A 22,781-nucleotide genomic window follows, 5' to 3' on the forward strand; every position below is an offset into this window, starting at 1 on the left:
ACCACATCATGTCGAGCAATTCGGAAACGGTCACCGGGAAAGAGCGCTACAGGTCGGGCGTTATGGAATACAAGAAGATGGGCTACTGGGAGCCCGATTATGAGCCGAAGGATACGGACATAATCGCACTCTTTCGCATTACCCCGCAGGACGGGGTCGATCCGATAGAAGCTGCGGCCGCTGTTGCTGGGGAATCTTCAACCGCCACCTGGACAGTGGTTTGGACGGACCGGCTGACGGCAACGGAAAAATACCGCGCCAAGGCTTATCGCGTCGATCCTGTCCCCAATGGAGAAGGTCAGTATTTCGCGTATATTGCCTATGATTTGGACCTGTTCGAACCGGGGTCGATTTCGAACCTGACAGCATCCATCATTGGCAATGTTTTCGGGTTTAAGCCACTCAAGGCGCTGCGCCTCGAAGACATGCGGCTGCCGGTCGCCTATGTCAAAACATTCCAGGGACCGCCAACGGGAATCGTCGTCGAGCGCGAACGTCTCGACAAGTTCGGACGTCCATTGCTTGGCGCAACGGTCAAGCCAAAGCTTGGTCTTTCCGGCCGCAATTATGGCCGCGTGGTCTACGAGGCGCTTAAAGGCGGGCTGGATTTCACCAAGGATGACGAGAACATCAATTCGCAGCCATTCATGCATTGGCGCGAGCGCTTCCTCTATTGCATGGAAGCGGTCAACAAGGCTCAGGCTACAACGGGCGAGATCAAGGGCAGCTACCTCAATGTCACCGCTGCAACCATGGAGGATATGTATGAGCGGGCTGATTTTGCCAAGGAACTGGGCTCAAATATCGTCATGATTGATCTCGTGATCGGCTACACGGCCATCCAGTCCATGGCGAAATGGGCACGGCGCAATGATATGATCCTGCATTTGCACCGCGCTGGCCATTCGACCTATACAAGGCAAAAGTCGCACGGCGTTTCCTTCCGCGTGATTGCCAAGTGGATGCGGCTAGCGGGTGTCGATCACATCCATGCCGGAACAGTCGTCGGCAAGCTTGAAGGCGACCCGGCAACCACACGCGGATACTACGATATCTGCCGCGAGGACTTCAATCCTATGCAATTGGAGAACGGTGTCTTCTTCGACCAGCACTGGGCTTCACTCAACAAGATGATGCCCGTGGCTTCGGGCGGGATACATGCGGGCCAGATGCACCAACTCCTCGATCTTCTGGGCGAGGATGTCGTCCTGCAGTTCGGCGGAGGCACCATCGGTCATCCGCTCGGCATCGCTGCCGGGGCAACTGCCAATCGGGTCGCGCTCGAATGCATGGTGCTCGCCCGCAATGAAGGACGCGATATCCTGCGCGAAGGTCCTGATATTTTGCGGATGGCGGCGCGCAACTGCCAGCCGCTGCAGCAGGCGCTCGAGGTCTGGAAGGACGTGTCCTTCAATTACACCTCGACCGATTCCCCGGACTTCGTTCCAACCGCAACAGCAGCCGAATAGGAGAACACAGATGCGGATCACTCAAGGAGCATTTTCATTCCTGCCCGATCTCACGGACGATCAGATTACCAGGCAGGTGCAGTATTGCATCGACAATGGCTGGGCGGTCAGTCTCGAATTTACGGACGACCCACATCCCCGCAATACCTATTGGGACATGTGGGCGCATCCCATGTTCGACAATCCGGACGCTGCAGCATTGATGATGGAATTGCGGGAATGCCGCAAGGTCTATGGCGACAGGTATATTCGGCTGGTGGCATTCGATAATTCCCATGGATGGGAATCGGTTAAGCTTTCATTCCTTGTCAACCGACCTGCCGAAGAACCAGGCTTCCACTTGGCCCGTCAGGAAGGAGAAGGCCGCGTGGTTCGCTACACGACCAGCGCCTATGCAACCGACAGACCGGCTGGGCAGCGCTATGGCTGATGCAACCATGACGCTGTCCGCCGACACCGCGAGCGGGGCCCCCGGAGCGGTCGACCTGCGCGCGCAATATGTTGAGTCCGGGGTCAAGGAAGTGCTTGACGAACTTGATCGCGAATTGATCGGCTTGAAACCGGTGAAGCAGCGCATACGGGAAACGGCGGCCTTGCTGTTGGTGGAACGCGCTCGCCGCAGCCTCGGACTTGCGCACGAGACGCCGACGCTGCACATGAGTTTCAGTGGCAATCCGGGCACTGGCAAGACGACTGTGGCGCTGCGTATGGCAAACCTCCTGCACCGTCTGGGATATATTCGCAAAGGGCATCTCGTGTCTGTCACCCGTGATGATTTGGTTGGCCAGTATATCGGTCATACCGCACCTAAAACCAAGGAGATACTCAAGAAAGCCATGGGCGGTGTCCTGTTCATAGACGAGGCCTATTATCTGCACAGGCAGGAGAACGAGCGGGATTACGGGCAGGAGGCCATCGAGATTCTGCTGCAAGTCATGGAAAACCAGCGTGACGATCTCGTCGTTATTCTCGCGGGCTATGGCGACCGCATGGATAAGTTTTTTGAGAGCAATCCGGGGTTCCGCTCGCGCATAGCCCATCACATCGACTTTCCCGACTACAGTTCCGATGAGCTGCTCAGGATTGCTGAAACCATGCTGGCCAGGCAGAACTATAATTTTGATGAGCCAGGCCGCACGATCATGGCCGATTATATCGAACACCGCCGACGGCAGCCACATTTTGCCAATGCCCGCTCGATCCGCAATGCACTAGACAGGGCGCGCCTAAGACATGCCAATCGGTTGTTCGAGGCTTCGAACGGTCCAACGGATTCAACGGCCCTGTCCACAATTACGGCAGAAGATATCAGGGGCAGCCGTGTTTTTGCTCGATCAACCGGGAAGGAAAAAGTGCCATGAGCCACGAGGTATTAATTGCACCATCTGTCCTGTCAGCGGATTTTTCCCGTCTTGGCGAAGAGGTGGAAGATGTGATGGCTGCCGGCGCGGACTGGGTGCATCTTGATGTCATGGACGGGCATTTCGTGCCGAACATCACCTTCGGTCCGCAGGTCATAAAATCCATCCGCAACAGGACCAAGGCCATATTCGACTGTCACCTCATGATTGCACCGGCCGACAACTATCTGGCAGCCTTTGCCGATGCCGGTTGCGATTTTATAACTGTCCATGCTGAGGCCGGGCCACACCTTGACCGTTCCCTGCAGGCCATTCGCGGCCTTGGGAAAAAGGCTGGTGTGTCTCTCAATCCCTCTACGCCCGAAAGCGCTATCGAGTATGTGCTGGACCGGCTGGACCTGGTGCTGCTGATGACGGTCAATCCCGGGTTTGGCGGACAGGCGTTTATTCCGGCGGTCGTTGAAAAGATCAAACGTTTGAAGGCGCTCATCGGCAAACGGCCGATCCGGATTGAAATCGACGGCGGTGTTACGCCGCTGACAGCGCCCCTTGTCACTGCTGCGGGCGCAAATGTCCTTGTAGCAGGTTCGGCAATCTTCACGGCCGGCGGAAAGCTTGCCTATGCGGGTAACATTTCCGCCATTCGCGAGGCTGCCAAACAGGCAATTCAACACCGTGCCGCCTGAACGGAGAAAAATATGGCTGCAATAGCACCTCTATGCGATTTTGGCTGGCAGGGCGTGGATGCAACACTCCTTGGTGTGGACGGAAGGCGGTATTCGATCCTGTCACAGGCGGGAAACCGCGGTCTGGTCGTTGCATTCATCTGCAATCATTGTCCTTATGTAAGGGCGGTCATTCAGCGCATTGTCCGCGATGCCCGCGATCTGAAACAGCTTGGCATCGGGTTCGTTGCCATCAACGCCAATGACCCCATCGCCTACCCATCCGACTCCTATGATGGAATGTGCACATTCAGTCGCAAGAATGGCCTGCCTTTTCCTTATTTGCATGATGCGGATCAAAGTATTGCGCGTCTCTATAATGCCGTCTGCACGCCCGATTTTTTTGGATTCAACGCGGCAGGAAAACTGCAATATCGCGGGCGCCTGGATGGATCGCGTAAACAGGAGGCCAGTGCCGATCTGCGCCGTGACCTGTTTGAGGCAATGGTGGAAATTGCCGAAACGGGGTCCGGGCCGCGCGAACAATTCGCCTCGGTTGGCTGCTCCATCAAATGGCGTGATAAATAAAATACACCCGAGCCTTCACGTCCATTGGAGCATGTAAGGCTCGGGTGGTGGAAATGCCGCCGGTATCGAGGACCGGCGGGCTTATTTGGAATATTGTTTGAGATATGCCTCAAGATTTGTAATGTCGGTTTCATCCTTGAGACCCGCAAAGGCCATTTTGGTGCCTTTGACCTTCGCCTTGGGATCATGCAGATATTCGCGTAAGCTGGCACTATCCCATACCAGACCCGCAGCGCCTGCAGCCTTCATCGCTGGCGAATAATTAAAGCCAGGATGTGTGCCTGCTGTCCTTCCAAACAGGCCGTTCAGCGAAGGTCCGACCTTGTTCTTGTCGCTGTCGGCTACGTGACAGGCCGTACATTTTTTGAAAACCGTTGCTCCGGCCGTTGCATCCCCCTCCTGAGCCGTGGCTCCTCCAGCATAAACAATAGTAACTGACATAGCTGTCAGCATAACAAGATATCGCATGGCATTTCCTCATATTCGCCAAGGGTGCCCTTAGACGAGTACTGGTGCCAGTTTCCATGCACTGTCACCACCATTTTCAGCTGGTCCAATTGACCCCAGCCATTCCAAAACGTTACCTGTGGCTTGGCATAAGTCAATCGCCTCGGGCAGGTAATAACGCCGCAATCTCACATTCCAGGTTTTATGTGGCTGCATGATTGACGCCGGCTCACAGGAACCGTAACTTGACCTAGATATTTCTCATCGGGCACCTTGAGAATTCCGGCTGTCATCTTGTTTTGCATTGCCCCTTATTGGGACGTTTGCGGGCAAGGGTAGGATTGAGGGTGCTGAATGGACGTTATCGACCTCGTTTTAACCATTTGCCTCGTGTCGGACCCGTCAAGCTGCCGGGAAGAGCGACTGCATTTTGAAGACAGGGGCGGGATTACCAATTGCCTGTTTTTGGCACCTACCGAAATTGCTAAATGGAGTGAGGAGCATCCCAAGCTTCGTGTTGTCCGATGGAAATGCGTATATCCCACCGGCGAGACGACACTATAGGATTGTAGACGGCGGGACGGCAAATCGGTCTGGGAGGACATTGTGAGATCATATCGAGACGACTGGGCCGTGCCACCTTCCTGCTGGCGTTGCTGCTTGGCCTGTTCTTCAGTCAAATAGCCGGAGCCGTTGAGAAGGTTCGCGTGGGCGTATTGCGGTTCGGGACTGTGAACTGGGAGCTGGACACCATCAGGCACCATGGGATCGACAACAAGTACAATATTGATCTTGATGTGCGTTTTTTTGCCAGCGAAGATGCTACCAATGTGGCAATGATGGCCGGTGATGTCGATATCATCGTTGCCGATTGGCTGTGGGTGTCACGTCAACGCACATCCGGCGAGGACATAAGCTTTGCAGCCTATTCCAGCTCTGTTGGAGCTTTGATGGTACGCGATGGCTCGCCTATAAAAAAACTTGCCGATCTGAACGGCAAGAAGATTGGTGTTGCCGGCGGTCCGCTCGATAAGAGCTGGCTGCTCATACAAGCGCTTGCAAAAAAACAAGCGCTTGATCTGCCTGCACAAAACGAGATTGTTTTCGGCGCACCACCACTGCTTGCGGAAAAGGCGGAACAGGGCGAACTGGATGCCATTTTAAATTTCTGGAACTTTTGTGCACGGCTCGAAGCGCGGGGCTTTCATCGCCTGATCAGCACGAGCGATGCTGCAAGAGATCTGGGCGCCACAGGTGCCGTCTCGGCGATCGGATTTATATTCCGCGAGAAATGGGCCCGTGACCACCCTGAGCTTATTGAAGCTTTTCTCAAAGCCAGCCGTGATGCGAAGAAACTGCTCGCCAGTTCCGATGAAGAATGGCAGCGGCTCTCTCCAGTCATCAAGGCGGAGAGGCGCGAGCTGCAGGTGCTGCGAGACCGCTATCGCGAAGGCATTCCCCGCCGTTCCGTCGAAGAAGAAGAGGAGGATGCCGCAAAACTCTATGCAATTCTTGCCGAACTTGGAGGTGAGCGACTGGTGGGACCTGGCAAAACATTGGCTCCCGGAACGTTTTGGAGGACGCAGTGACGGACCCGGCCCTGATCTCCAACTTCCAGATGGGGGAAAGGCGGAGGTTCACGACAATATTGGTCGTCGGTCACGATGGGATGCATTTCCTTTGCAGTTTTGCTCGTCGCCTGGCACATCGGAGCTTCGCTTTGGCCAAGCCGGTCCTTTCCCGCGCCTCTTCTCGTCTTGCAGGCTTTCCTGCGGGAGACAGCCAGCGGCGACATGGGCTATCATCTGGGCATGACGCTTTGGCGGGTCGCAGCCTCGTTCTTTCTGGCGATGCTGATTGGCTCTGCTATCGGCGTTGCGCTTGGAAGACACAGAGGTGCTGATCGGTTTTTCAATCCTTGGGTTATACTGTTCCTGAACATACCCGCTCTGGTGATCATTGTGCTCGCCTATATCTGGTTTGGCCTCAACGAGGCAGCGGCTATCGGAGCAGTTGCGCTTAACAAGATTCCCAATGTTGTTGTCACAATGCGCGAGGGCGCACGGGCTTTGGATGAGCGCTATGGCGAGATGGCGAAAATTTACCGCTTTGGCCGAATGGACCGGCTGCGTCATATCCTGCTGCCGCAATTGCAGCCCTTCATAGCCGCGGCGTCCAGATCCGGCATTTCCCTCATCTGGAAAATAGTGCTTGTCGTGGAGCTGCTGGGCAGAGCCAACGGTGTCGGCTTCCAGATCAATCTGTTTTTCCAGCTTTTCGATGTCGCTGCAATCCTTGCCTACACTTTGGCATTCGTTGCGGTGATGCTATTGATTGAACTTGTATTGGTGCAGCCTCTTGAACAAACATCCACACGTTGGCGCCGCCACGGAGCTTAAGATCGACATAAAAGAGAAGTCGTTCCGGTCATCGAATGGCGAAGCTATCACCGTGCTTCAGAATTTGCATTTTGAGGTGGCGCAGAACGAGTTTGCGTGCATTGTGGGGCCGTCCGGATGCGGCAAGACGACGACACTGCGTATATTGCTGGGGCTCGACACCGATTATCGCGGTACAATGCAGCTCTCCGGGCTGGCGCATCCCCGCATCGGAGTGGTGTTTCAGGAGCCGCTCCTGCTTCCATGGCGCTCCGTTGAGCAAAATGTCCGTCTCGCGCTGCCAGATCACCTCAAGGACACGAATCTCGATGCGCTTTTCAGCACATTGGGTTTGTCCCGGATGAGAACGTTCTACCCGGGGGAGCTTTCGCTCGGGCTGGCACGCAGAGCGGCAATTGCGCGGGCTCTGGCGATTGAACCTGATATTCTGGTGCTCGATGAGCCTTTTGTTTCTCTAGATGAACCCACGGCCCAGCAGCTTCGTCACCTGCTGATGGGCGTATGGGCGGAGCGACCGACAACGGCACTCATGGTCACGCACAATATCAGGGAAGCCATCCTGTTGTCCGATCGGATTATCGTTCTGTCGGATCGTCCTGCACATGTTATCGGAACCTTCGACATCAAATTGCCCCGCCAGAGCAGAACCGAACAGGCAAAGCGGGATATTCTCAGGTCATTCCTCGACAGATATCCGGGTGGAGGAGCCTGACATGGCCGGACCTTCGCGACGTATCGTTCTAGGCACCGGATTGCTGCTTGCCGGCTGCTGTATGTCCCATGCACGATTTGCCAGCGCCGAGGTGGCCGGAAATGAGGCGCTTCCCGTCAAGGAAATAGCGAAAGGCATTTTCGCATTCACCGGAGCGCCGGAGATGATGAGTGCCGCCAATGAAGGCGAAATATGCAACATTGGCTTCATCATCGGCAATGAGGGCGTTGCCGCCATCGACAGTGGCGGCAGCGCGGCAGAGGGCAGAAGGCTCGTAGCGGCAATTCGAGCCAAAACGGACAAGCCGATTCGGTATCTCATCAACACTCATATGCATCCCGACCACATTTTTGGAAACTCGGCTTTTGAAGGCACCGGAGCCGTTATAGTAGGTCACCACAATCTGGGACGGGCATTGGCCAATCGCGGCGATTATTATGTGGAAAGTTATCGTGCGATCCTCGGTCCCGAACTCATGTCCAGCATCAGGATAATTCCGCCTGCGATAACCGTTACCGGCGAGCAGGAGCTGGACCTGGGCAACCGCAAGGTGACATTGAAAGCTTGGAAACCGGCACATACCGACAATGATCTGTCTGTGTTCGATCAACGGACACGGATTCTGTTCACTGGTGACCTGTGCTTTACGCAGCATATCCCCACAATCGACGGGTCGCTGCTTGGCTGGATCAGGCAGCTGAAGGATTTAAGGGAGATTGATGCCGATATGGCCGTTCCCGGGCACGGACCTGTTCCGGCACCCTGGCCACGGGCACTCGACGATGAAAGTCGTTATTTCAACGCGCTCGCCAGGGACATTCGCATGGCGCTTGCCGATGGCCGCTCCATGACGGATGCAAACCGGACCGCGGCCCAAAGTGAACGCGACAAATGGCATCTTTTCAACCAGTATAATGAGCGCAATGCAACTACTGCCTATGCCGAACTTGAGTGGGAGTAGCTATTTGTTGGTGTTTGCCAGACCATCGTGCCAAGTGGTATGGTAACGACTGGCCGGGCACCGCCAACGAAATTTGGTGGAGGCGAACATGACTTGGAATATGAAGCGAACCAATGGTTGTGCTGCTTTGATCGCGGCGGGATTGCTTTGGGCCGTCAGTCCGGCGACAGCGGAAAGCCAGAACGTCAGCGCACCAGAGGCGGCAACATGGAAGAGCCTGAAGAGCGATGTTTTCGGGAGCCGGCCAATAGAACAGGGCGAGGGGATCGTCAGAATTGAAGCGCCCAAACGCGCCGAAGACGCGGCTGTCGTTCCTATCGATATGCACTTCAAGACAGACAGCAAGACGGGACGCATCAAGACCGTGACCTTGATCGTCGACGAGAATCCAGCGCCTGTCGCCGCGGTCTTTACATTCGGGCAGAACGCTGGCGTCACCCATCTGGCAACGCGCCTGCGGGTTAACGCCTATTCCTATGTGCGGGCTATTGCTGAAACGGAAGATGAGAAGCTGCACATGACGGAAGTCTTTGTGAAGGCTTCCGGGGGGTGCTCGGCACCTGCGATGAAGAATCAGGACGAAGCAATGGCATCGCTCGGCAAAATGAAGCTGCGGGTGTTTCCCTCCAAGGCGCCTGGCTCGGAGCCCTTGACTCGGGCCACGGAGATGCAGCTGATGATCCGCCATCCGAACAATTCCGGGTTACAGATGGATCAGTTGACGCGATATTATATCCCTGCCCATTTTATCCAGGGGCTCACCGTCTCCCAGGGCAATCAGCTGATCCTGTCGATGCAAGGTGGTATATCGATCGCAGAAGATCCCAATTTTCGGTTCGCGTTCGACGCGAGGACCGGAGAGGAGCTCAAAGTTGAAGCCCTGGATACCGAAGGCAAGAAATTCCAGGGTGAATGGCCGCTCGAATCTTCAAGCCTTTGAGCCGTAACTCTAAAAACAGCGGATGTCTGCCTCCGCCTGAGCCCGCTTGAGTTCGCCGATGGCAGCTTTTGCCGGTGCGCTTTCGCGAAAAAGAACACCGTTCTCCCCCGGAACCAGCCCCATTTGCTTATAGGTTTCTGCTGCTTCATAGCGCTCATAGGTCACAACCGAGGCGATAACATCAATAGAACAGGAGCAGCGCTGGAGGGTGTCACGATTTTCTCCATTCGCTTTCATGCAACCGTAAACATACTCTGCGACCGCCGGTGTCGGATAATCTGACGCAGCATGTGCCAGCATTGGAAATGCGATTGCTGCGCTTGCTAACAAAATCGGCTTGATGGTTTTCACTCCAGGCATTTTCATACTCCAGCATTCGGTAATGCTAAATATACATTTTCCAGGCTGTTAATAAAAGAGAATATATGGACGCAAATATAATTTAGATGAAAGTATCAAAGTTCGCCATGGATTAAATATTTAGAATAAATCAGAAATCTTTTGTTTTCTTATGCAATGCGGAAGAATTATATTGCAATGCAGCAAATATAAATTCGATAATCATGCTTGCCTAATGAAATTCTTTCTCCTATCGTCATCTTGTTTCCGGCTTCAAGGACGTTGCCGTCAAGGGAGTGGTGACAGTCTTCGTAGGCCAAGCGAGGTGGGCAGTAACGGTGCCCTCTGCGCGCCTGGCTTTGTCGTGACACGCTGCCGGAAATACTTCCCCATTTGCCTGAGCTAGTGGTGCGGACCCGTATGTTTACTCGGTTTTCGCCGATAGTTCATAAATGTGAACTTTGGGAGGACTAAATGCGTGTACACAGAAATTTAATAGGAATTGCATTGGCTACGACAGCCATGACGTTCTCGTTGGCGGGTGGAGCTCTGGCCAATGACGATCTTCAAGGCTTGATCTCGGATTCCAAGAACTGGGCTATCCAGACTGGCGACTATGCCAATACTCGTTACTCAAAACTCAACCAGATTACCAAGGATAATGTCAAGAACCTCCAGGTTGCCTGGACATTTTCAACGGGCGTGCTGCGTGGCCATGAAGGTGGTCCGCTCATTATCGGCGACGTGATGTATGTGCACGCGCCTTACCCGAACACGGTCTTTGCACTTGATTTAAACAATGATGGTAAGATCCTTTGGAAATATGAGCCCAAACAGGATTCCAATGTTATTCCGATCATGTGCTGCGATACGGTCAATCGCGGCGTCGCATACGGCGATGGCAAGATATTCCTGTATCAGGCCGATACAACGCTCGTTGCACTTGATGCCAAGACAGGTGAAGTCGCCTGGTCGGTGAAAAATGGTGAAGCGGCGGACGGTAGCAAAGGCGAGTCCGGCACGTCCGCACCAATGGTGGTGAAAGACAAAGTGATTGTTGGCATATCCGGTGGCGAATTCGGGGTGCGTGGTGCGCTCACTGCCTACAACATTAAGGATGGCAAGCAGGCTTGGCGGGCCTGGTCAATGGGATCGGACAAAGAAACACTGATCGATCCCGAAAAGACGACCCAACTTGGCAAACCTGTGGGTGCCGATTCTGGTACGAACACCTGGGAAGGCGATCAGTGGAAAGTCGGTGGCGGTACAACTTGGGGTTGGTATTCATACGATCCCAAGCTGAATCTCATTTATTATGGTACCGGCAATCCGTCGACGTGGAATCCAAGTCAGCGGCCAGGCGACAATCGGTGGTCAATGACAATCATGGCTCGTGATGCCGACACCGGCATGGCCAAATGGCTTTATCAGATGACCCCACATGACGAGTGGGATTATGATGGCGTCAATGAAATGATCCTTGCTGACGGCATCGAGGTAGACGGAAAGCCACGTGACGTCCTCGTACATTTTGACAGAAATGGCTTTGCTTACACGATGGATCGTGCCAACGGCGAGCTTCTCGTCGCTAAAAAATACGACCCCGCGGTCAACTGGGCTACTGAAGTCGACATGAACAAGGACAGCAAGACCTATGGCCGTCCGAAGGTTGTCGACAAGTATTCGACACAGGCCCAGGGTGAAGATGTCAATACAACTGGCATCTGTCCTGCGGCTCTTGGCACAAAGGATCAGCAGCCAGCATCGTATTCGCCAAAGACCAAACTCTTCTACGTGCCGACAAATCATGTCTGCATGGACTATGAGCCCTACAAGGTCAGTTACACTGCCGGTCAACCTTATATTGGTGCGACGCTTTCCATGTACCCGGCTCCCAACAGCCATGGTGGCATGGGTAACTTTATTGCCTGGGATGCTGCGAAGGGCGAGATCGTCTGGTCTAAATCCGAACAATTCTCGGTTTGGTCCGGTGCACTAGCAACTGATGGTGACGTGGTCTTTTACGGAACGCTCGAAGGCTACCTCAAGGCGGTCGATAAGGACGGCAAAGAACTCTACAAGTTCAAAACACCCTCCGGCATTATCGGCAATGTCACCACCTACGAACATAAGGGCAAACAATATGTTGCCGTTCTGTCAGGCGTTGGCGGTTGGGCAGGTATCGGCCTTGCTGCCGGTCTGACCAAGGGCACGGATGGTCTGGGCGCTGTCGGTGGATATGCCGGCCTCTCGGACTATACGGCTCTTGGTGGCCAATTGACGGTCTTTGCCGTTCCTGAGTGACAAGGACGGACTTGTATACCGTTAGCCACGTTGAGGCGGTCGCTAAAGAAGAACCCGGCCATGCCGGCCGGGTTCTTTGCGGCTCCGACAAACAAATGATCAATCGCAACTGCTGACCGGGCTTCCCAGAGCGCTGGCGAGGTTGCAATGAGAGGTTTCTTGATGCCGACCCGATTAACGATTCTTGCCGTAACTGCCAGCTTTGCTCTCTTGGCAAGCTTGGTCAGTACCCATGCCGACGACAAAGCCGCCGCTGCGGTCGCCTCACAGGACAATGGTAAATATGCCGACAAGGAAGGAAACCCTACATTCAAGATACAGGAAGACGGAACGGTCGATTGGTACACCTATAGTGGATATCGTCGCTTCAATTCCGAATGCAACGTGTGCCATGGTGCAGATGGCGCAGGCTCCTCTTTCGCTCCCGCCCTGGCAAATTCTCTGAAAACAATGACCTATGCCGATTTTCTGTCGATCGTGGCGGAGGGCCGAAAGAACCTGAGCGCCGGGAACGAAAAAGTCATGCCCGCATTCGGCGAGAACAAGAACGTCTACTGCTATATGGATGATCTTTATGTCTATTTGCGCGCACGCGCAGTCGGCGATCTCCCGCGCGGCCGTCCGGCAAAGAAAGAAGATAAGCCGGAGGCCGCAAAAGAGGCCGAAACCTCCTGTATGGGTGGTTAGAATGCTGATGAACCGGGCACAACTTGCAAAAATCGTCATGGCTTTCGCTACATGTGCAGCGATCGGCCTGTCCTTCAATGCGTCTGCCCAAGAATCCGGCCTCGGTACGGCAGGTGAGCTGGTGGACCCCGATGTTTTGCGGGTTTGTTCTGATCCTTCAAACCTGCCCTTTTCCGACGATAAAGGCAAAGGTTTCGAGAACAAACTTGCTGAGCTCGTTGCAGCCAAGACCGGGCGGAAATCAGTTGCCTATACATGGTATCCAATGGCAACCGGTTTTGTCAGAAATACGCTGCGTGCCAATCGTTGCGACATCATCATCGGTTACGCTCAAGGTGATGAGCTGGTGCAGAACACCAATGCTTATTACCGATCGACTTATGTGCTGATCTACAAGAAAAATACCGGTCTTGATGGTGTGGAAACCATTGAAGACCAGAAGCTTGCCGGCAGGAGGATTGGCGTTGTTGCCGGCACACCCCCGGCGGCCAATCTTGCCAAGGCTGGTTACATGCGCAATGTGCACCCTTATCCGCTTATGGTCGATACGCGTCTGGCGCCGTCAATGGCAGAGACGATGATCAAGGACTTGAAAAAAGGCTCGATTGAGGCCGCAGTGCTGTGGGGTCCGATGGCGGGTTACTATGCAAAGGAAATTGATCCTGATCTGGTGGTGATCCCCTTGGTGAAGGAGAAATCACGGCATATGGCATATCGCATTACCATGGGCGTTCGTCCTTCCGATCAGGAGTGGAAACGCACCTTGAATAAGGTGATCAGGGAAAACCAGCAGGAGATCAACAAGATATTATTGGATTTCCAGGTGCCGCTGATCGATGAAAAAGACAGGCCAATTACGCAATAACCACTATTTGTCAGGAGGGCAAAATCCGGTGTGGACATGGTTCGGTTTTTGGGCGGTTTTGTTGGGGTTGTCTCCAACGGCTGCCCTTGCGGGCGATACCGTTTCCGAGCCCGCAGGCTACAGGCTGGAAAACTATAAGGCACCAGTGCCTGCAACATTGAAGGGTGCGCAGGTTGTCACAACTGAGGAGGCCATCGCATTGTGGAAGAGCAAAGCAGCTGTCTTTGTCGATGTACTGCCCCACGATCCAAAGCCGGCATCTCTGCCGCAGGGTACGGTGTGGAGGGAAAAGGTAAGGGAGGATATTCCCGGCAGCATCTGGCTCGCGAATGTGGGTTATGGCGTGATTAACAGCGAGACCGAAGCCTATTTCCGCAAAGGGCTGATGTCCCGGCTTGGAGACGACAAGCGGCGAAAGATCTTGTTTTACTGCATGGAGAATTGTTGGATGTCATGGAATGCAGCCAAGCGGGCGGTGGAGTGGGGATATGAGGCGGTTCTCTGGTATCCGTTGGGCACGGATGGCTGGGTTGCAGCAAAGCAGCCGACACGGAAAAATGAACCCTATTAATTTCAATCCTGCGCTAAGAAGGCGTATGGTAACGGAGAAAGATCAATCTTTGGTCTTTGTGTAGAAGGAGGAAAGCATGAAGAAGACATGGAAAAAACCTGAAATGTGCCAGGTTGCTGCCGGCATGGAATTGACACGCTATTTGCCCGCAGAATTAAAGGCAAAGAAGTAGCAACCGGCCGCCCCGCGCAAGATGCTCGCGCGGGGCGACGACTTCAGATTGAATGCAAGGCCGGATAAATTCTGGCAATGAGGAAATACAGCCTGATGCGATTAAAGATCATTGGTTCCGCAGCAGGTGGCGGTTTTCCCCAATGGAATTGCAATTACCAGTTGAGTCGTGCTGCATGGAATGGCCAAGCAAATGTTCGCGCCCGGACCCAATCGAGTCTTGCCGCAAGTGCGAACGGGAATGATTGGGTCTTGTTGAATGCTTCTCCGGATATTCGCCAGCAAATTGCTGCAACGCCGGAACTGCAACCCAAGCCTGACGGCCCGCTGCGCTCGACACCCATCAGGGCTGTCGTACTGACAAATGCTGATGTCGATCATATTGCCGGGCTGCTGAGCATGCGCGAGCGTGAGCCGTTTGTGCTTTATGCTTCGCGCCGTGTTCTTGATGTTCTCGACAGTAATTCGATTTTCAAAGTTCTTGACCGGTCGATAGTGGAACGGCGGGAGCTTGTCCTGAACAGGCAAACAACGATTGTCGGCACTGATGCAATGACGACGGGAATCACTGTCGAGACCTTTCCGGTGCCCGGGAAAGTAGCATTGTTTCTTGAAGATCCGGCATTGGGCGACAATAATTTCGGCACACAGGACGGCGACGCGGTCGGCCTGAAGATCTCATCGCCCGACGGCGCTGCGGCGTTTTACATTCCCGGCTGTGCCCGCATAGAAGAGAGTCTGAAAGCGAGGCTGACCAATGCGCAATGTCTGTTGTTCGATGGAACAGTCTTTACGGATGACGAGATGATCCGTGCAGGTGTCGGGGTAAAAACCGGAGCACGTATGGGGCATATTCACATCGCTGGAGACGATGGTTCCATGGCTGCGATCGGTGCGCTTGGGATCAGGAAGCGGATATATGTGCACATCAACAATACAAACCCGATTCTGGATGCCACTTCGCCCGAACATGCCGCTGTGGTGCGGGCCGGTTGGAAGGTGGCATTCGATGGTATGGAGATCCGGCTTTGAGCGAATTTGATGATGCGGCACGCAATGGCTTGTCACCCCGCGAACTGGAAGCCGTTCTCCGGGAGGTTGGCGCTGCCCGTTATCACAACAAGCATCCGTTTCACCATCAGATGACAAGCGGGGCCCTCACCAAGGGGCAGATGCAGGCGTGGGCGCTCAACCGTTACTCCTATCAGTCGGTTATTCCGCGCAAGGATGCTGCAATCCTCATGCGCTCCGAAGACCCGGAATTCCGGGCGCATTGGCGCAAGCGTATCGAAGATCATGACGGTGATGACGGTTGGAATGGCGGAATTGCGCGCTGGCTCAAGCTGGCGACGGGACTGGGCCTGGATGCAGACATGGTCAAGAGTGAGAGGAAAGTTTTGCCGGCTACACGATTTGCCGTTGGCGCATATCTTTCCTACTGCAGTAACAAAACGATGCTGGAGGCGGTCGCCTCATCGCTCACCGAATTGTTTTCACCCGTCATCATAACCGAACGCGTGCCCGCAATGCTGGCAAAGTATGACTATATAACAAAGGACATCCTGGCCTATTTCGACAAGCGTCCGGCGCTCGCCTCCCGCGATTCGGATTTCGCGCTGGCTTACGTGATGGAGCATGCCAATACTCCCGAAAAGCAGCAGGCAGTGATCAATGCTCTTGTATTCAAGTGTGATGTATTATGGGCCATGCTTGATGCCCTGTCCCATGCCTACGGACAAAAGGGCAATATTCCCCCCGGCGCTTTCGTTCCGGAGGTATCATGAGTGAGACCCGCATCCGTGCGATCGTATCACCGCAGTCGCGTCCAGCCCTGAAAAAGCATGCGAGGCTCCAGTATGATAAGGTGCGCGGTGCATGGGCTTTGCTGTCACCAGAACGGATATTCTGGCCCAACGAAGTCAGCCTTGACATTTTGCGGCTTTGCAACGGGCGCAATGAGGTTACGCAAATGATTGCCATCCTTGCAGACCAATATGGAGCGGATGAAACAGAGATCACTTTGGATGTAACGGGCTTCCTGCAGGAATGGTCCGACAAATTTTTGGTGGAGTTGTAATGGAACCTGTACTTCCCCCCATAGGTATGCTGGCAGAGCTTACCCATCGGTGTCCGTTGCAATGTGCATATTGCTCCAATCCTGTCGAGCTTCTCAAGGCCAACCGCGAAATGGATACCGGCGGCTGGATTTCCCTCTTCGAGCAGGCTGCGGATCTCGGTGTGCTGCAGGTGCACCTTTCGGGCGGAGAGCCGACATTGCGGACTGATCTTGTGGAACTTGTCCGTTGCCTTGCCCAGCGGGGTGTATACACCAACCTCATTACCGCCGGTGTTGGAATCGCCGAAGGGCGCATTGAGGCGCTGGCCGAAGCCGGGCTCGATCATATACAGCTCAGCTTCCAGGGCGCGTTTGCCACCACGACGGAGAAAATCGGAAACGCTCGCGGGGCTCATGAGAAGAAAATTGAAACTGCCCGGCGCGTAAGGGCAACGGGGTTGCCGTTGACAATAAACGCCCCCATCCACCGTCATAACATGAACGAGGTGCCGGATTTTATTGATCTTGCGCTTGACCTTGGAGCAGAACGGCTGGAGATCGCCAATGTGCAATATGCAGGCTGGGCGCTCCTTAATCGCGATGCTCTCATGCCGCAGCGGGCTGCGGTAGAGCGCCAGGTGCTGATCGTTGAAGAAGCACAAGAGCGGTTGCGTGGCATAATGACCATTGATTTTGTCACACCCGATTACTTCGCCATCTACCCCAAACCCTGCATGGGCGGCTGGGCACGGGATGCTTTCATGGTTGCTCCGGATGGAACCGTCTTGCCATGCCATGCTGCCGCTACAATCAAGACCTTGCAGTTCGAGCGCTTTGGAGACAGGCCATTGAGTGAGATATGGCACGATTCTGCAGCGTTCAAAGCGTTTCGCGGTACAGACTGGATGCAGGAACCCTGCAGAAGCTGTGAGCGTAAGGAGATCGATTGGGGAGGGTGCCGCTGCCAGGCTATGGCCATTGCCGGTGATGCTGCTGCGAGCGATCCCGCATGCATCAAGTCGCCGTTCCATGATCGGATGGGAGCGTTGATCGACCAGGCGACCGGTAAGAAATCATCTGACGGCACATTTGCCTATCGCCGAATAGGGCGTATGAGTGAGCCTATGGTCTGATCAGGGCTCGGGTAATCGTCTTCGATAGTCCATAAAGACGCTGTTCGATGATGATGGGCACTTCGCAGACATAAGTCAGCGAATGCACCCGCTCGTCATAGATGCGTGTTTCCCATGTCAATCGTTGATCGAGTCGATCAAGTTCTTCTGGGTCCGTATCGGGCCTGGCGCGCAGCGCATCAACCTTGGAGGCTTCCTGGCGCAGATCAGCCGCCATATCCCTCTGCTTTGCCGCATAACGGGAAATCCCCGCCATAACTTGGACGCGCTCACCATTAAGCGTATCGAACAATCCCTGGAACAGCAGAAACATCTTGCTGTTGACCTGCTCCTGCGGGAGACTGTCGGCGAGTTCAGTGATCCGCTTCTGCGCATCCTCGAGCGGTAATCGCCGTGCCGCAAGCTCGCTGACCAGACCCTGGATTTGCGAATCTGTATTCCATTTTGCCGCCGCTTCGGGGATATCCGGACCATCCCAGACCTGACCAAGCGAAAGAGCCGGAACCTTGCGTTGAATGCAGGGCCAGCTTGGATCGTTATTTGCTGCAGCAAAAGCTGGAAATATGGACGCCGCACTGGCGCACAGGACCATCATGGCCCCCAAGGCAGTCCGGGTCATGTGTTGCCTCCTTCTTGTTTTTTGACAACAATGCCTCTTGAGGGGTCGTAGGCAATAATTGCACCAGCGATGAAGAGAACTATAAAACTGCAAACGACAGCCAGAGACAGCCATTCGATCTGCCCGTAAAATGCAAAGCGGATTAATTCTACAGCGTAGGAGAAAGGGTTAAGCAGGCATATCTTGTAAAGAAGGGGGCTCGATTCCTGTACGCGCCAGAGCGGGTAAAGTGCGGATGAAGCGAAATACATCGGGAAGATCACGAAATTCATGATACCCGCGAAGTTTTCCAACTGCTTGACCAGGGAGGAAAGCAGCATGCCGAGAGCACCCAGCATCATTCCCGAGAGGAACAAGGCAGGCAAGATCAGAAAGTAACCCTGTACCGGCGCTTTCACATCCCACAGCCAGGCCACAAAAAGGAAAGCGTAAACCTGGATGATTGAAACCGCGACGCCAGCAAGCAATTTAGAAACCAGAAGGAACCAGCGCGGAAACGGGCTGACGAGCAGGGTACGCATATTGCCCATTTCACGGTCATAAACCATGGACAGCGATGACTGCATTCCGCTGAACAACAGGATCATCCCGCATAATCCCGGTGTGATATAAACTTCATAAAGTACGTAGGTCTGATAGGGTGGGATGATTGAGACACCCAGCACCTGACGAAACCCGGCCGCAAATATGAACAACCACAACAAGGGCCGCACCAGAGAGGAAACAAATCGCTCGCGCTGATTGAGATAGCGCAAGCCCTCGCGGACAAGAATGCCTTTCAGGCATGTAAGATATTGCACGGTGCCAAAACGATTGTGCGGAACATTGCCTGCTGTGGCCTGACTCATTATTGCCTCCCCGTATCGAGCGCCAGAACGCCTGTCAGCCGGGAAAAGGCCTCATTGATCGTCTGCGCTCCCGCATCTTTTACCACTTCGCCCACTGGTCCGTTCGCGACGAGCCTGCCTTGGTTGAGCACGATGATCTGATCGGCGTGGCCAACCTCATCGATGAGATGCGTAGCCCACAGCACGCTTATGTTCTTTTCCTGGACGAGCTTGCGAATGTCGGCAAGGATCGTTGCGCGGGATTTGATATCCAGGCCCACTGTTGCTTCATCGAGGAGAAGCAGAGAGGGTCGGTGGATCAATGCACGAATGATTTCCACTCGCCTTATCTGCCCGCCCGAAAGACTGCGGGTCTTTTCATGCAGCCTGTCGCTCATATCGATGGACTGCATGAACTCGTGGATGCGCAGGTCTGCATCCCGCTTTCCTATGCCATGAAGCGAAGCGTGGTAAGACAGGTTCTGGTAAATGGAAAGATCAAGATCAAGCGTGCGCGCCTGAAACACAATGCCCAATGCGTCGTAATGCATTGCCGGGTCTGCGGTCTATATCGTGGCCGAACACGTGGATGTGGCCATGACGCGTTGCGTAAAGGTGGCTGATAAGGGAGAAAAGTGTGGTCTTGCCGGCGCCGTTCAATCCCAAAAGCACGGCAAAAGTACCAGGCACTATCGAAAACGTGACATCGTCAAGCGCCTGGCGTTTACCATAGGAATAACTCACCGAAACCAGCTCGAGCGCCGGGACATCGGTTTCAGGCAAGGGTTTGCCGGGAGTGTCTTTCAGTCCGGCATTCGTAACCATCAAAATTCCCCTGGTCGTGTGCAATTGCCTGTCACGGCTGCTATTTGATAGTTATTGTACCCTTCATGCCTTTGTCAGCAAGGTCGGGCACCGACCATGTATACTTGCCCGGACGCACGGCGGTAAACTGGACATTGATGGTGCCGGGCGCATCAAATTCCAGCCAGGCCGGGGCGCCGTTCATATGGACTTCAAGATCATTGATGACGATCTGGTTCATCCAGACATTCCTGAACAGATCGGTTGCAAACTTATATTCCAACCCTGCCGCGGACGTGATCTTCCAACGGTATCCCTGTCCTGCCACCAGCTCGAAATCCTTCTGGTTTACGGTAAACTCATCATCTTTTGAGCCAAGGATGAGCTCCGGCACGTTTTTGCTGGCGCGGGTCACGGCCTGCGTCTTGGCCTGCGTCTCCGTCTTCGGGGCAGCCTGTGCGTCATCGTCATCTTCGTCATCGGCCTGTGCGAATGCCGGCGATTGAGCAATCAGAACACCAAAAAGTGCCGCCAATGCCAGTGTCTTGTAGTTGGTCATTTGTCTATCCTCCCTTGAAAGCTCATGTCAGTTCGGCGATACGGCAACGCCCCACGGCAATTGTCCGACCGTGACGGATTTGATCGGTTCGTCGGTCGCAGTGTCGATGAAGGTAATGTCATTCGATAGGCCATTTGTGCTGATGATCGTTTTGCCATCAGGCAGGAAGGCGAGCTGCCATACACGCTGGCCCACCAGTACATATTTTTCCACCTCGTAGGTTTGCGTGTTGATCACGGCAACACGATTGGCAGGGCCCAGTGCCACATAGGCTTTTTTGCCATCCGCGGTGATGCGTATGCCTACGGGCTGGATTTGCTCAGAGCGCAGGCCCTGCACTTCAAAGGTGATCTTGTGTTTGACTTCACGCGTTTTGTTATCGATCACTGATACGGTGCCGCCGATTTCGGCCGAGACCCAGACCTCAGATCCGTCCGGTTTGAATTCGGCAAAGCGCGGGCGGGAATCCACCAGGACATTATCGGTGATTTCATGAGTCGAGGTATCGATGAAATGAGCCATGTTGGTGGTTTCAGAGGTGTTGACAATGGTTTTTCCGTCGGGACTAACGCCCATTCCTTCAGGTTCTACCCCCACCGGGATCTCGGCGATGACGGTTTTTCCTTCAATGTCGATCGCGGTCACCAGATTGTCATCCTCATTGGCAACGTAAAGCGTCTTGCCATCTGGTGATAGGACGAAAAGTTCAGGATCCGGCCCTGACGGCAAAGAACCAACAATCTCGTTGGTGGCAGCATCTATGATCTCGACTGTATCATCGTCGCTGGCACACACGTAAATGAGTTTTCCGTCGTGAGAAATTGTAATGCCGCGCGGCCTTTGTCCGACATTGATCGTCTTGACCACCTCCATGGTTTTGGAGTCAATGACGGTGACCGTATTGTCCTTTTCGTTAGACACGTAGACCATGTTTGCCCAGGCGGGCTGTATAAGAAACGGCATTGCTGCTGCGGCCGCAGCAAGCAGGCACATGTGTCGGTGCATTTTGTCCTCCCCTTGAAATTGCGTTGTGATCAAAGCCGGCACTTTGTCTCAGGCCGATCCACTCCCAGCGTGTCGAGTTCCGAAAACTGATGGAGAAATCCTTCCTGCGGCGATGTCGAGACAACTCCGTCCGCGTCGCCAATCAGGATTGGCTGCCTCAGCTGCCAGTTCCAGTCGCGGAAGCTGAGTTTTTGTCCCTTGAAGGCTGCAATCGAAAAATCCTGCGATTTAAGGTAGTTCTCAACCTGTTTTGGGTCGTTGGATTTGACGCGCGTTGTTGCCTCGCCAAGAATGCGTACAGCGGTCCAGGCCTGCATGTCTTTGGAAAGCATCCGGCGGCCGATCGTCTTGTTGAAGCGGTTCTGGATCTGGGTTCCGCCCCATTGTTCGCTGGCCGGATGCCAGCTGGACGCGATCAGACCGGCCGTCCCGGCGACGGGCCGGGGTGTCCATGTGCGATAGGGAACATAGCTGCCGAAAACTTCGCTTTCGTCTGCGACGATGACAACATCATGCTCCGGTAGGTTCTGGGTGAAGACTGGCATCTGTTTTTGCACCTGCACGATGCCACTGTCGGTTCTGCGGGCAGTACCCTTATCTTCGTATATGCGTTCCTCAACGATGGTTGCGCCAAATCGCGTGGCTGCCCGTCGTACTGCTTGCGCATAAAGCCCGTCCCGTTCATGGGAGCCATAAAGCAGAACCCATTTGCGCCATTGTTTCCACACCAGATATTGCGCCATACCATCGGCCAACATTGTCCGAGTGGGCGCTGTGTGAAAAATGTCGGCGCGGCATTCCTCCTCGCGCAGGATATCGTCCGTTGCGCCGACATTGAACAGGACGACACCCGCTTCTTTTGCAATTTGCGCAATGGACAATAGTTGCTTTGCGGAAATGTCGGTCAGGATGAAACGGTCACCCCGGCTCACCATCTGCCTGAATGCGGGGACCACATCGGCATCGAACTTTGTCTCCAAGACGTCCAGCACAAAGCTTTGGCCAAGGAATTTCCCCGTCGTGTTGTTGTCGTTGACAGCGACATTCGCACCAGCAACCCCTTCGTCACGGGGTGGAACATTCAAGACCGAAAGCGCCAGTTGCGGCTCATAAGCGCGCAGATAGCCAATCCGGGTTTCCACGACGGGCTTTGTTGCCTTGTTTGTCAAGGAACTTTGAGCGTATGGCTCACAGACGTTGACGAACAGCAAAAAAAAGGCGAATAAAAACGTGAGAGTGATTGGCACCGTACTCTTCATAACCATACCATTCATACATGCCGCCATTCATGCGATGGCG

The 22,781-nt window shown here is 54.2% G+C and carries 26 protein-coding genes and 1 pseudogene; 19 read left to right on the plus strand and 8 right to left on the minus strand.

The genetic code is table 11. The annotated features are described in order from the left end of the window. Positions 1-8 precede the first annotated feature (8 nt). The 5 genes from QFZ34_RS02085 to QFZ34_RS02105 are packed head-to-tail and all read left to right on the plus strand — an operon-like array spanning position 9 to position 4,083. Entirely contained in the window at positions 9-1,469 is a 1,461-nt protein-coding gene (locus tag QFZ34_RS02085; protein WP_115053923.1) for a form I ribulose bisphosphate carboxylase large subunit, read from the plus strand. 10 nt (positions 1,470-1,479) lie between these two features. Beyond that, entirely contained in the window at positions 1,480-1,899 is a 420-nt protein-coding gene (locus QFZ34_RS02090) for a ribulose bisphosphate carboxylase small subunit (RefSeq protein ID WP_115053922.1), read from the plus strand. Beyond that, a complete protein-coding gene (gene cbbX, locus QFZ34_RS02095) occupies positions 1,892-2,830 on the plus strand; it encodes a CbbX protein (protein WP_307276267.1) in 939 nt (312 codons plus the stop codon). The genes QFZ34_RS02090 and cbbX overlap by 8 nt, the downstream gene beginning before the upstream one ends. Continuing rightward, entirely contained in the window at positions 2,827-3,516 is a 690-nt protein-coding gene (gene rpe, locus QFZ34_RS02100) for a ribulose-phosphate 3-epimerase (RefSeq protein WP_307276271.1), read from the plus strand. The genes cbbX and rpe overlap by 4 nt, the downstream gene beginning before the upstream one ends. A gap of 12 nt (positions 3,517-3,528) precedes the next feature. Then, on the plus strand, positions 3,529-4,083 hold the full coding sequence (locus QFZ34_RS02105) for a thioredoxin family protein (protein ID WP_307276274.1): 555 nt from the start codon (positions 3,529-3,531) through the stop codon (positions 4,081-4,083). Between the two features lie 81 nt (positions 4,084-4,164). On the opposite strand, the gene QFZ34_RS02110 is transcribed toward QFZ34_RS02105, so the two are convergent. Beyond that, positions 4,165-4,551, minus strand: coding sequence for a c-type cytochrome (locus tag QFZ34_RS02110; protein WP_307276276.1), 387 nt, complete (start codon positions 4,549-4,551; stop codon positions 4,165-4,167). 686 nt (positions 4,552-5,237) lie between these two features. Between QFZ34_RS02110 and QFZ34_RS02115 the strand changes: the two genes are divergently transcribed. The 5 genes from QFZ34_RS02115 to QFZ34_RS02135 all read left to right on the plus strand — a co-directional run bounded on the left by QFZ34_RS02115 (position 5,238) and on the right by QFZ34_RS02135 (position 9,542). After that, positions 5,238-6,119 (plus strand): ABC transporter substrate-binding protein, encoded by an 882-nt coding sequence (locus tag QFZ34_RS02115; RefSeq protein ID WP_307276281.1) that lies wholly within the window; start codon positions 5,238-5,240, stop codon positions 6,117-6,119. A 75-nt stretch (positions 6,120-6,194) separates the two neighbouring features. Next, a complete protein-coding gene (locus tag QFZ34_RS02120) occupies positions 6,195-6,929 on the plus strand; it encodes an ABC transporter permease (protein WP_307276283.1) in 735 nt (244 codons plus the stop codon). Then, positions 6,889-7,641, plus strand: a complete 753-nt coding sequence (locus QFZ34_RS02125) for an ABC transporter ATP-binding protein (RefSeq protein ID WP_307276285.1) — start codon at positions 6,889-6,891, stop codon at positions 7,639-7,641. Before QFZ34_RS02120 ends, QFZ34_RS02125 begins: the two co-directional genes overlap by 41 nt. A gap of 1 nt (position 7,642) precedes the next feature. Continuing rightward, positions 7,643-8,602 (plus strand): quinoprotein relay system zinc metallohydrolase 2, encoded by a 960-nt coding sequence (locus tag QFZ34_RS02130; RefSeq protein WP_307276287.1) that lies wholly within the window; start codon positions 7,643-7,645, stop codon positions 8,600-8,602. An 88-nt stretch (positions 8,603-8,690) separates the two neighbouring features. Next, positions 8,691-9,542: a quinoprotein dehydrogenase-associated SoxYZ-like carrier gene (locus tag QFZ34_RS02135; RefSeq protein WP_307276289.1), complete on the plus strand. Its 852-nt coding sequence runs from the start codon at positions 8,691-8,693 to the stop codon at positions 9,540-9,542. A gap of 9 nt (positions 9,543-9,551) precedes the next feature. On the opposite strand, the gene QFZ34_RS02140 is transcribed toward QFZ34_RS02135, so the two are convergent. After that, the gene (locus QFZ34_RS02140; RefSeq protein WP_370878672.1) at positions 9,552-9,908 is read right to left on the minus strand and encodes a hypothetical protein; all 357 of its coding nucleotides are present in this window, start codon (positions 9,906-9,908) and stop codon (positions 9,552-9,554) included. A 495-nt stretch (positions 9,909-10,403) separates the two neighbouring features. On the opposite strand from QFZ34_RS02140, the gene xoxF5 reads away from it, so the two are divergent. From xoxF5 to pqqE, 9 genes are all read left to right on the plus strand, one after another. After that, positions 10,404-12,185 (plus strand): lanthanide-dependent methanol dehydrogenase XoxF5, encoded by a 1,782-nt coding sequence (gene xoxF5 / locus QFZ34_RS02145; protein ID WP_307278834.1) that lies wholly within the window; start codon positions 10,404-10,406, stop codon positions 12,183-12,185. Between the two features lie 162 nt (positions 12,186-12,347). Next, positions 12,348-12,872 carry a c-type cytochrome, methanol metabolism-related gene (locus tag QFZ34_RS02150; protein ID WP_307276292.1) on the plus strand — a complete coding sequence of 175 codons (525 nt, stop codon included), beginning with the start codon at positions 12,348-12,350 and terminating at the stop codon, positions 12,870-12,872. 7 nt (positions 12,873-12,879) lie between these two features. Continuing rightward, entirely contained in the window at positions 12,880-13,737 is an 858-nt protein-coding gene (locus tag QFZ34_RS02155; RefSeq protein ID WP_370878707.1) for a substrate-binding domain-containing protein, read from the plus strand. Continuing rightward, positions 13,709-14,308, plus strand: a complete 600-nt coding sequence (locus QFZ34_RS02160; RefSeq protein WP_307276295.1) for a PQQ-dependent catabolism-associated CXXCW motif protein — start codon at positions 13,709-13,711, stop codon at positions 14,306-14,308. The genes QFZ34_RS02155 and QFZ34_RS02160 overlap by 29 nt, the downstream gene beginning before the upstream one ends. A 76-nt stretch (positions 14,309-14,384) precedes the next feature. Continuing rightward, positions 14,385-14,480, plus strand: a complete 96-nt coding sequence (locus tag QFZ34_RS02165; RefSeq protein WP_115053909.1) for a pyrroloquinoline quinone precursor peptide PqqA — start codon at positions 14,385-14,387, stop codon at positions 14,478-14,480. A gap of 95 nt (positions 14,481-14,575) precedes the next feature. Then, a complete protein-coding gene (gene pqqB, locus QFZ34_RS02170; protein WP_307276299.1) occupies positions 14,576-15,511 on the plus strand; it encodes a pyrroloquinoline quinone biosynthesis protein PqqB in 936 nt (311 codons plus the stop codon). Next, positions 15,508-16,263: a pyrroloquinoline-quinone synthase PqqC gene (gene pqqC, locus QFZ34_RS02175; protein ID WP_307276301.1), complete on the plus strand. Its 756-nt coding sequence runs from the start codon at positions 15,508-15,510 to the stop codon at positions 16,261-16,263. Before pqqB ends, pqqC begins: the two co-directional genes overlap by 4 nt. Next, positions 16,260-16,556: a pyrroloquinoline quinone biosynthesis peptide chaperone PqqD gene (gene pqqD / locus QFZ34_RS02180; RefSeq protein WP_115053906.1), complete on the plus strand. Its 297-nt coding sequence runs from the start codon at positions 16,260-16,262 to the stop codon at positions 16,554-16,556. Before pqqC ends, pqqD begins: the two co-directional genes overlap by 4 nt. After that, on the plus strand, positions 16,556-17,668 hold the full coding sequence (pqqE, locus tag QFZ34_RS02185; RefSeq protein WP_307276306.1) for a pyrroloquinoline quinone biosynthesis protein PqqE: 1,113 nt from the start codon (positions 16,556-16,558) through the stop codon (positions 17,666-17,668). Before pqqD ends, pqqE begins: the two co-directional genes overlap by 1 nt. On the opposite strand, the gene QFZ34_RS02190 is transcribed toward pqqE, so the two are convergent. The 6 genes and pseudogenes from QFZ34_RS02190 to QFZ34_RS02215 all read right to left on the minus strand — a co-directional run bounded on the left by QFZ34_RS02190 (position 17,658) and on the right by QFZ34_RS02215 (position 22,651). Further along, a complete protein-coding gene (locus QFZ34_RS02190; RefSeq protein ID WP_307276308.1) occupies positions 17,658-18,287 on the minus strand; it encodes a hypothetical protein in 630 nt (209 codons plus the stop codon). The genes pqqE and QFZ34_RS02190 overlap by 11 nt on opposite strands. Further along, positions 18,284-19,135, minus strand: a complete 852-nt coding sequence (locus tag QFZ34_RS02195) for a lanthanide ABC transporter permease protein PedC (protein WP_307276310.1) — start codon at positions 19,133-19,135, stop codon at positions 18,284-18,286. The genes QFZ34_RS02190 and QFZ34_RS02195 overlap by 4 nt, the downstream gene beginning before the upstream one ends. After that, positions 19,135-19,939, minus strand: a pseudogene (locus QFZ34_RS02200) (ABC transporter ATP-binding protein). The gene QFZ34_RS02195 and the pseudogene QFZ34_RS02200 overlap by 1 nt, the downstream one beginning before the upstream one ends. A gap of 40 nt (positions 19,940-19,979) precedes the next feature. After that, positions 19,980-20,477: a cupredoxin domain-containing protein gene (locus QFZ34_RS02205; RefSeq protein WP_307276313.1), complete on the minus strand. Its 498-nt coding sequence runs from the start codon at positions 20,475-20,477 to the stop codon at positions 19,980-19,982. A 27-nt stretch (positions 20,478-20,504) separates the two neighbouring features. Beyond that, a complete protein-coding gene (locus QFZ34_RS02210) occupies positions 20,505-21,482 on the minus strand; it encodes a YVTN family beta-propeller repeat protein (protein WP_370878673.1) in 978 nt (325 codons plus the stop codon). A 29-nt stretch (positions 21,483-21,511) separates the two neighbouring features. After that, positions 21,512-22,651: a lanthanide ABC transporter ABC transporter substrate-binding protein PedA1 gene (locus tag QFZ34_RS02215; protein WP_307276316.1), complete on the minus strand. Its 1,140-nt coding sequence runs from the start codon at positions 22,649-22,651 to the stop codon at positions 21,512-21,514. Between the last annotated feature and the right edge of the window lie 130 nt (positions 22,652-22,781).

This window comes from Phyllobacterium ifriqiyense (genome assembly GCF_030817885.1).
GTDB lineage: Bacteria > Pseudomonadota > Alphaproteobacteria > Rhizobiales > Rhizobiaceae > Phyllobacterium > Phyllobacterium ifriqiyense.

Excerpts from the sequence above, each read along its gene's own strand:
- QFZ34_RS02085 (WP_115053923.1), top strand. The coding sequence starts at position 9 with ATGTCGAGCAATTCGGAAACGGTCACCGGGAAAGAGCGCTACAGGTCG.
- cbbX (WP_307276267.1), top strand. The coding sequence starts at position 1,892 with ATGGCTGATGCAACCATGACGCTGTCCGCCGACACCGCGAGCGGGGCC.
- QFZ34_RS02135 (WP_307276289.1), top strand. The coding sequence starts at position 8,691 with ATGACTTGGAATATGAAGCGAACCAATGGTTGTGCTGCTTTGATCGCG.
- QFZ34_RS02195 (WP_307276310.1), bottom strand. The coding sequence starts at position 19,135 with ATGAGTCAGGCCACAGCAGGCAATGTTCCGCACAATCGTTTTGGCACC.
- QFZ34_RS02105 (WP_307276274.1), top strand. The coding sequence starts at position 3,529 with ATGGCTGCAATAGCACCTCTATGCGATTTTGGCTGGCAGGGCGTGGAT.
- QFZ34_RS02190 (WP_307276308.1), bottom strand. The coding sequence starts at position 18,287 with ATGACCCGGACTGCCTTGGGGGCCATGATGGTCCTGTGCGCCAGTGCG.
- rpe (WP_307276271.1), top strand. The coding sequence starts at position 2,827 with ATGAGCCACGAGGTATTAATTGCACCATCTGTCCTGTCAGCGGATTTT.
- QFZ34_RS02210 (WP_370878673.1), bottom strand. The coding sequence starts at position 21,482 with ATGCACCGACACATGTGCCTGCTTGCTGCGGCCGCAGCAGCAATGCCG.
- QFZ34_RS02155 (WP_370878707.1), top strand. The coding sequence starts at position 12,880 with ATGAACCGGGCACAACTTGCAAAAATCGTCATGGCTTTCGCTACATGT.
- QFZ34_RS02205 (WP_307276313.1), bottom strand. The coding sequence starts at position 20,477 with ATGACCAACTACAAGACACTGGCATTGGCGGCACTTTTTGGTGTTCTG.
- pqqB (WP_307276299.1), top strand. The coding sequence starts at position 14,576 with ATGCGATTAAAGATCATTGGTTCCGCAGCAGGTGGCGGTTTTCCCCAA.
- xoxF5 (WP_307278834.1), top strand. The coding sequence starts at position 10,404 with ATGACGTTCTCGTTGGCGGGTGGAGCTCTGGCCAATGACGATCTTCAA.
- QFZ34_RS02165 (WP_115053909.1), top strand. The coding sequence starts at position 14,385 with ATGAAGAAGACATGGAAAAAACCTGAAATGTGCCAGGTTGCTGCCGGC.
- QFZ34_RS02160 (WP_307276295.1), top strand. The coding sequence starts at position 13,709 with ATGAAAAAGACAGGCCAATTACGCAATAACCACTATTTGTCAGGAGGG.
- QFZ34_RS02130 (WP_307276287.1), top strand. The coding sequence starts at position 7,643 with ATGGCCGGACCTTCGCGACGTATCGTTCTAGGCACCGGATTGCTGCTT.
- QFZ34_RS02150 (WP_307276292.1), top strand. The coding sequence starts at position 12,348 with ATGCCGACCCGATTAACGATTCTTGCCGTAACTGCCAGCTTTGCTCTC.
- QFZ34_RS02110 (WP_307276276.1), bottom strand. The coding sequence starts at position 4,551 with ATGCGATATCTTGTTATGCTGACAGCTATGTCAGTTACTATTGTTTAT.
- pqqD (WP_115053906.1), top strand. The coding sequence starts at position 16,260 with ATGAGTGAGACCCGCATCCGTGCGATCGTATCACCGCAGTCGCGTCCA.
- QFZ34_RS02090 (WP_115053922.1), top strand. The coding sequence starts at position 1,480 with ATGCGGATCACTCAAGGAGCATTTTCATTCCTGCCCGATCTCACGGAC.
- QFZ34_RS02140 (WP_370878672.1), bottom strand. The coding sequence starts at position 9,908 with ATGAAAATGCCTGGAGTGAAAACCATCAAGCCGATTTTGTTAGCAAGC.
- QFZ34_RS02120 (WP_307276283.1), top strand. The coding sequence starts at position 6,195 with ATGGGATGCATTTCCTTTGCAGTTTTGCTCGTCGCCTGGCACATCGGA.
- pqqE (WP_307276306.1), top strand. The coding sequence starts at position 16,556 with ATGGAACCTGTACTTCCCCCCATAGGTATGCTGGCAGAGCTTACCCAT.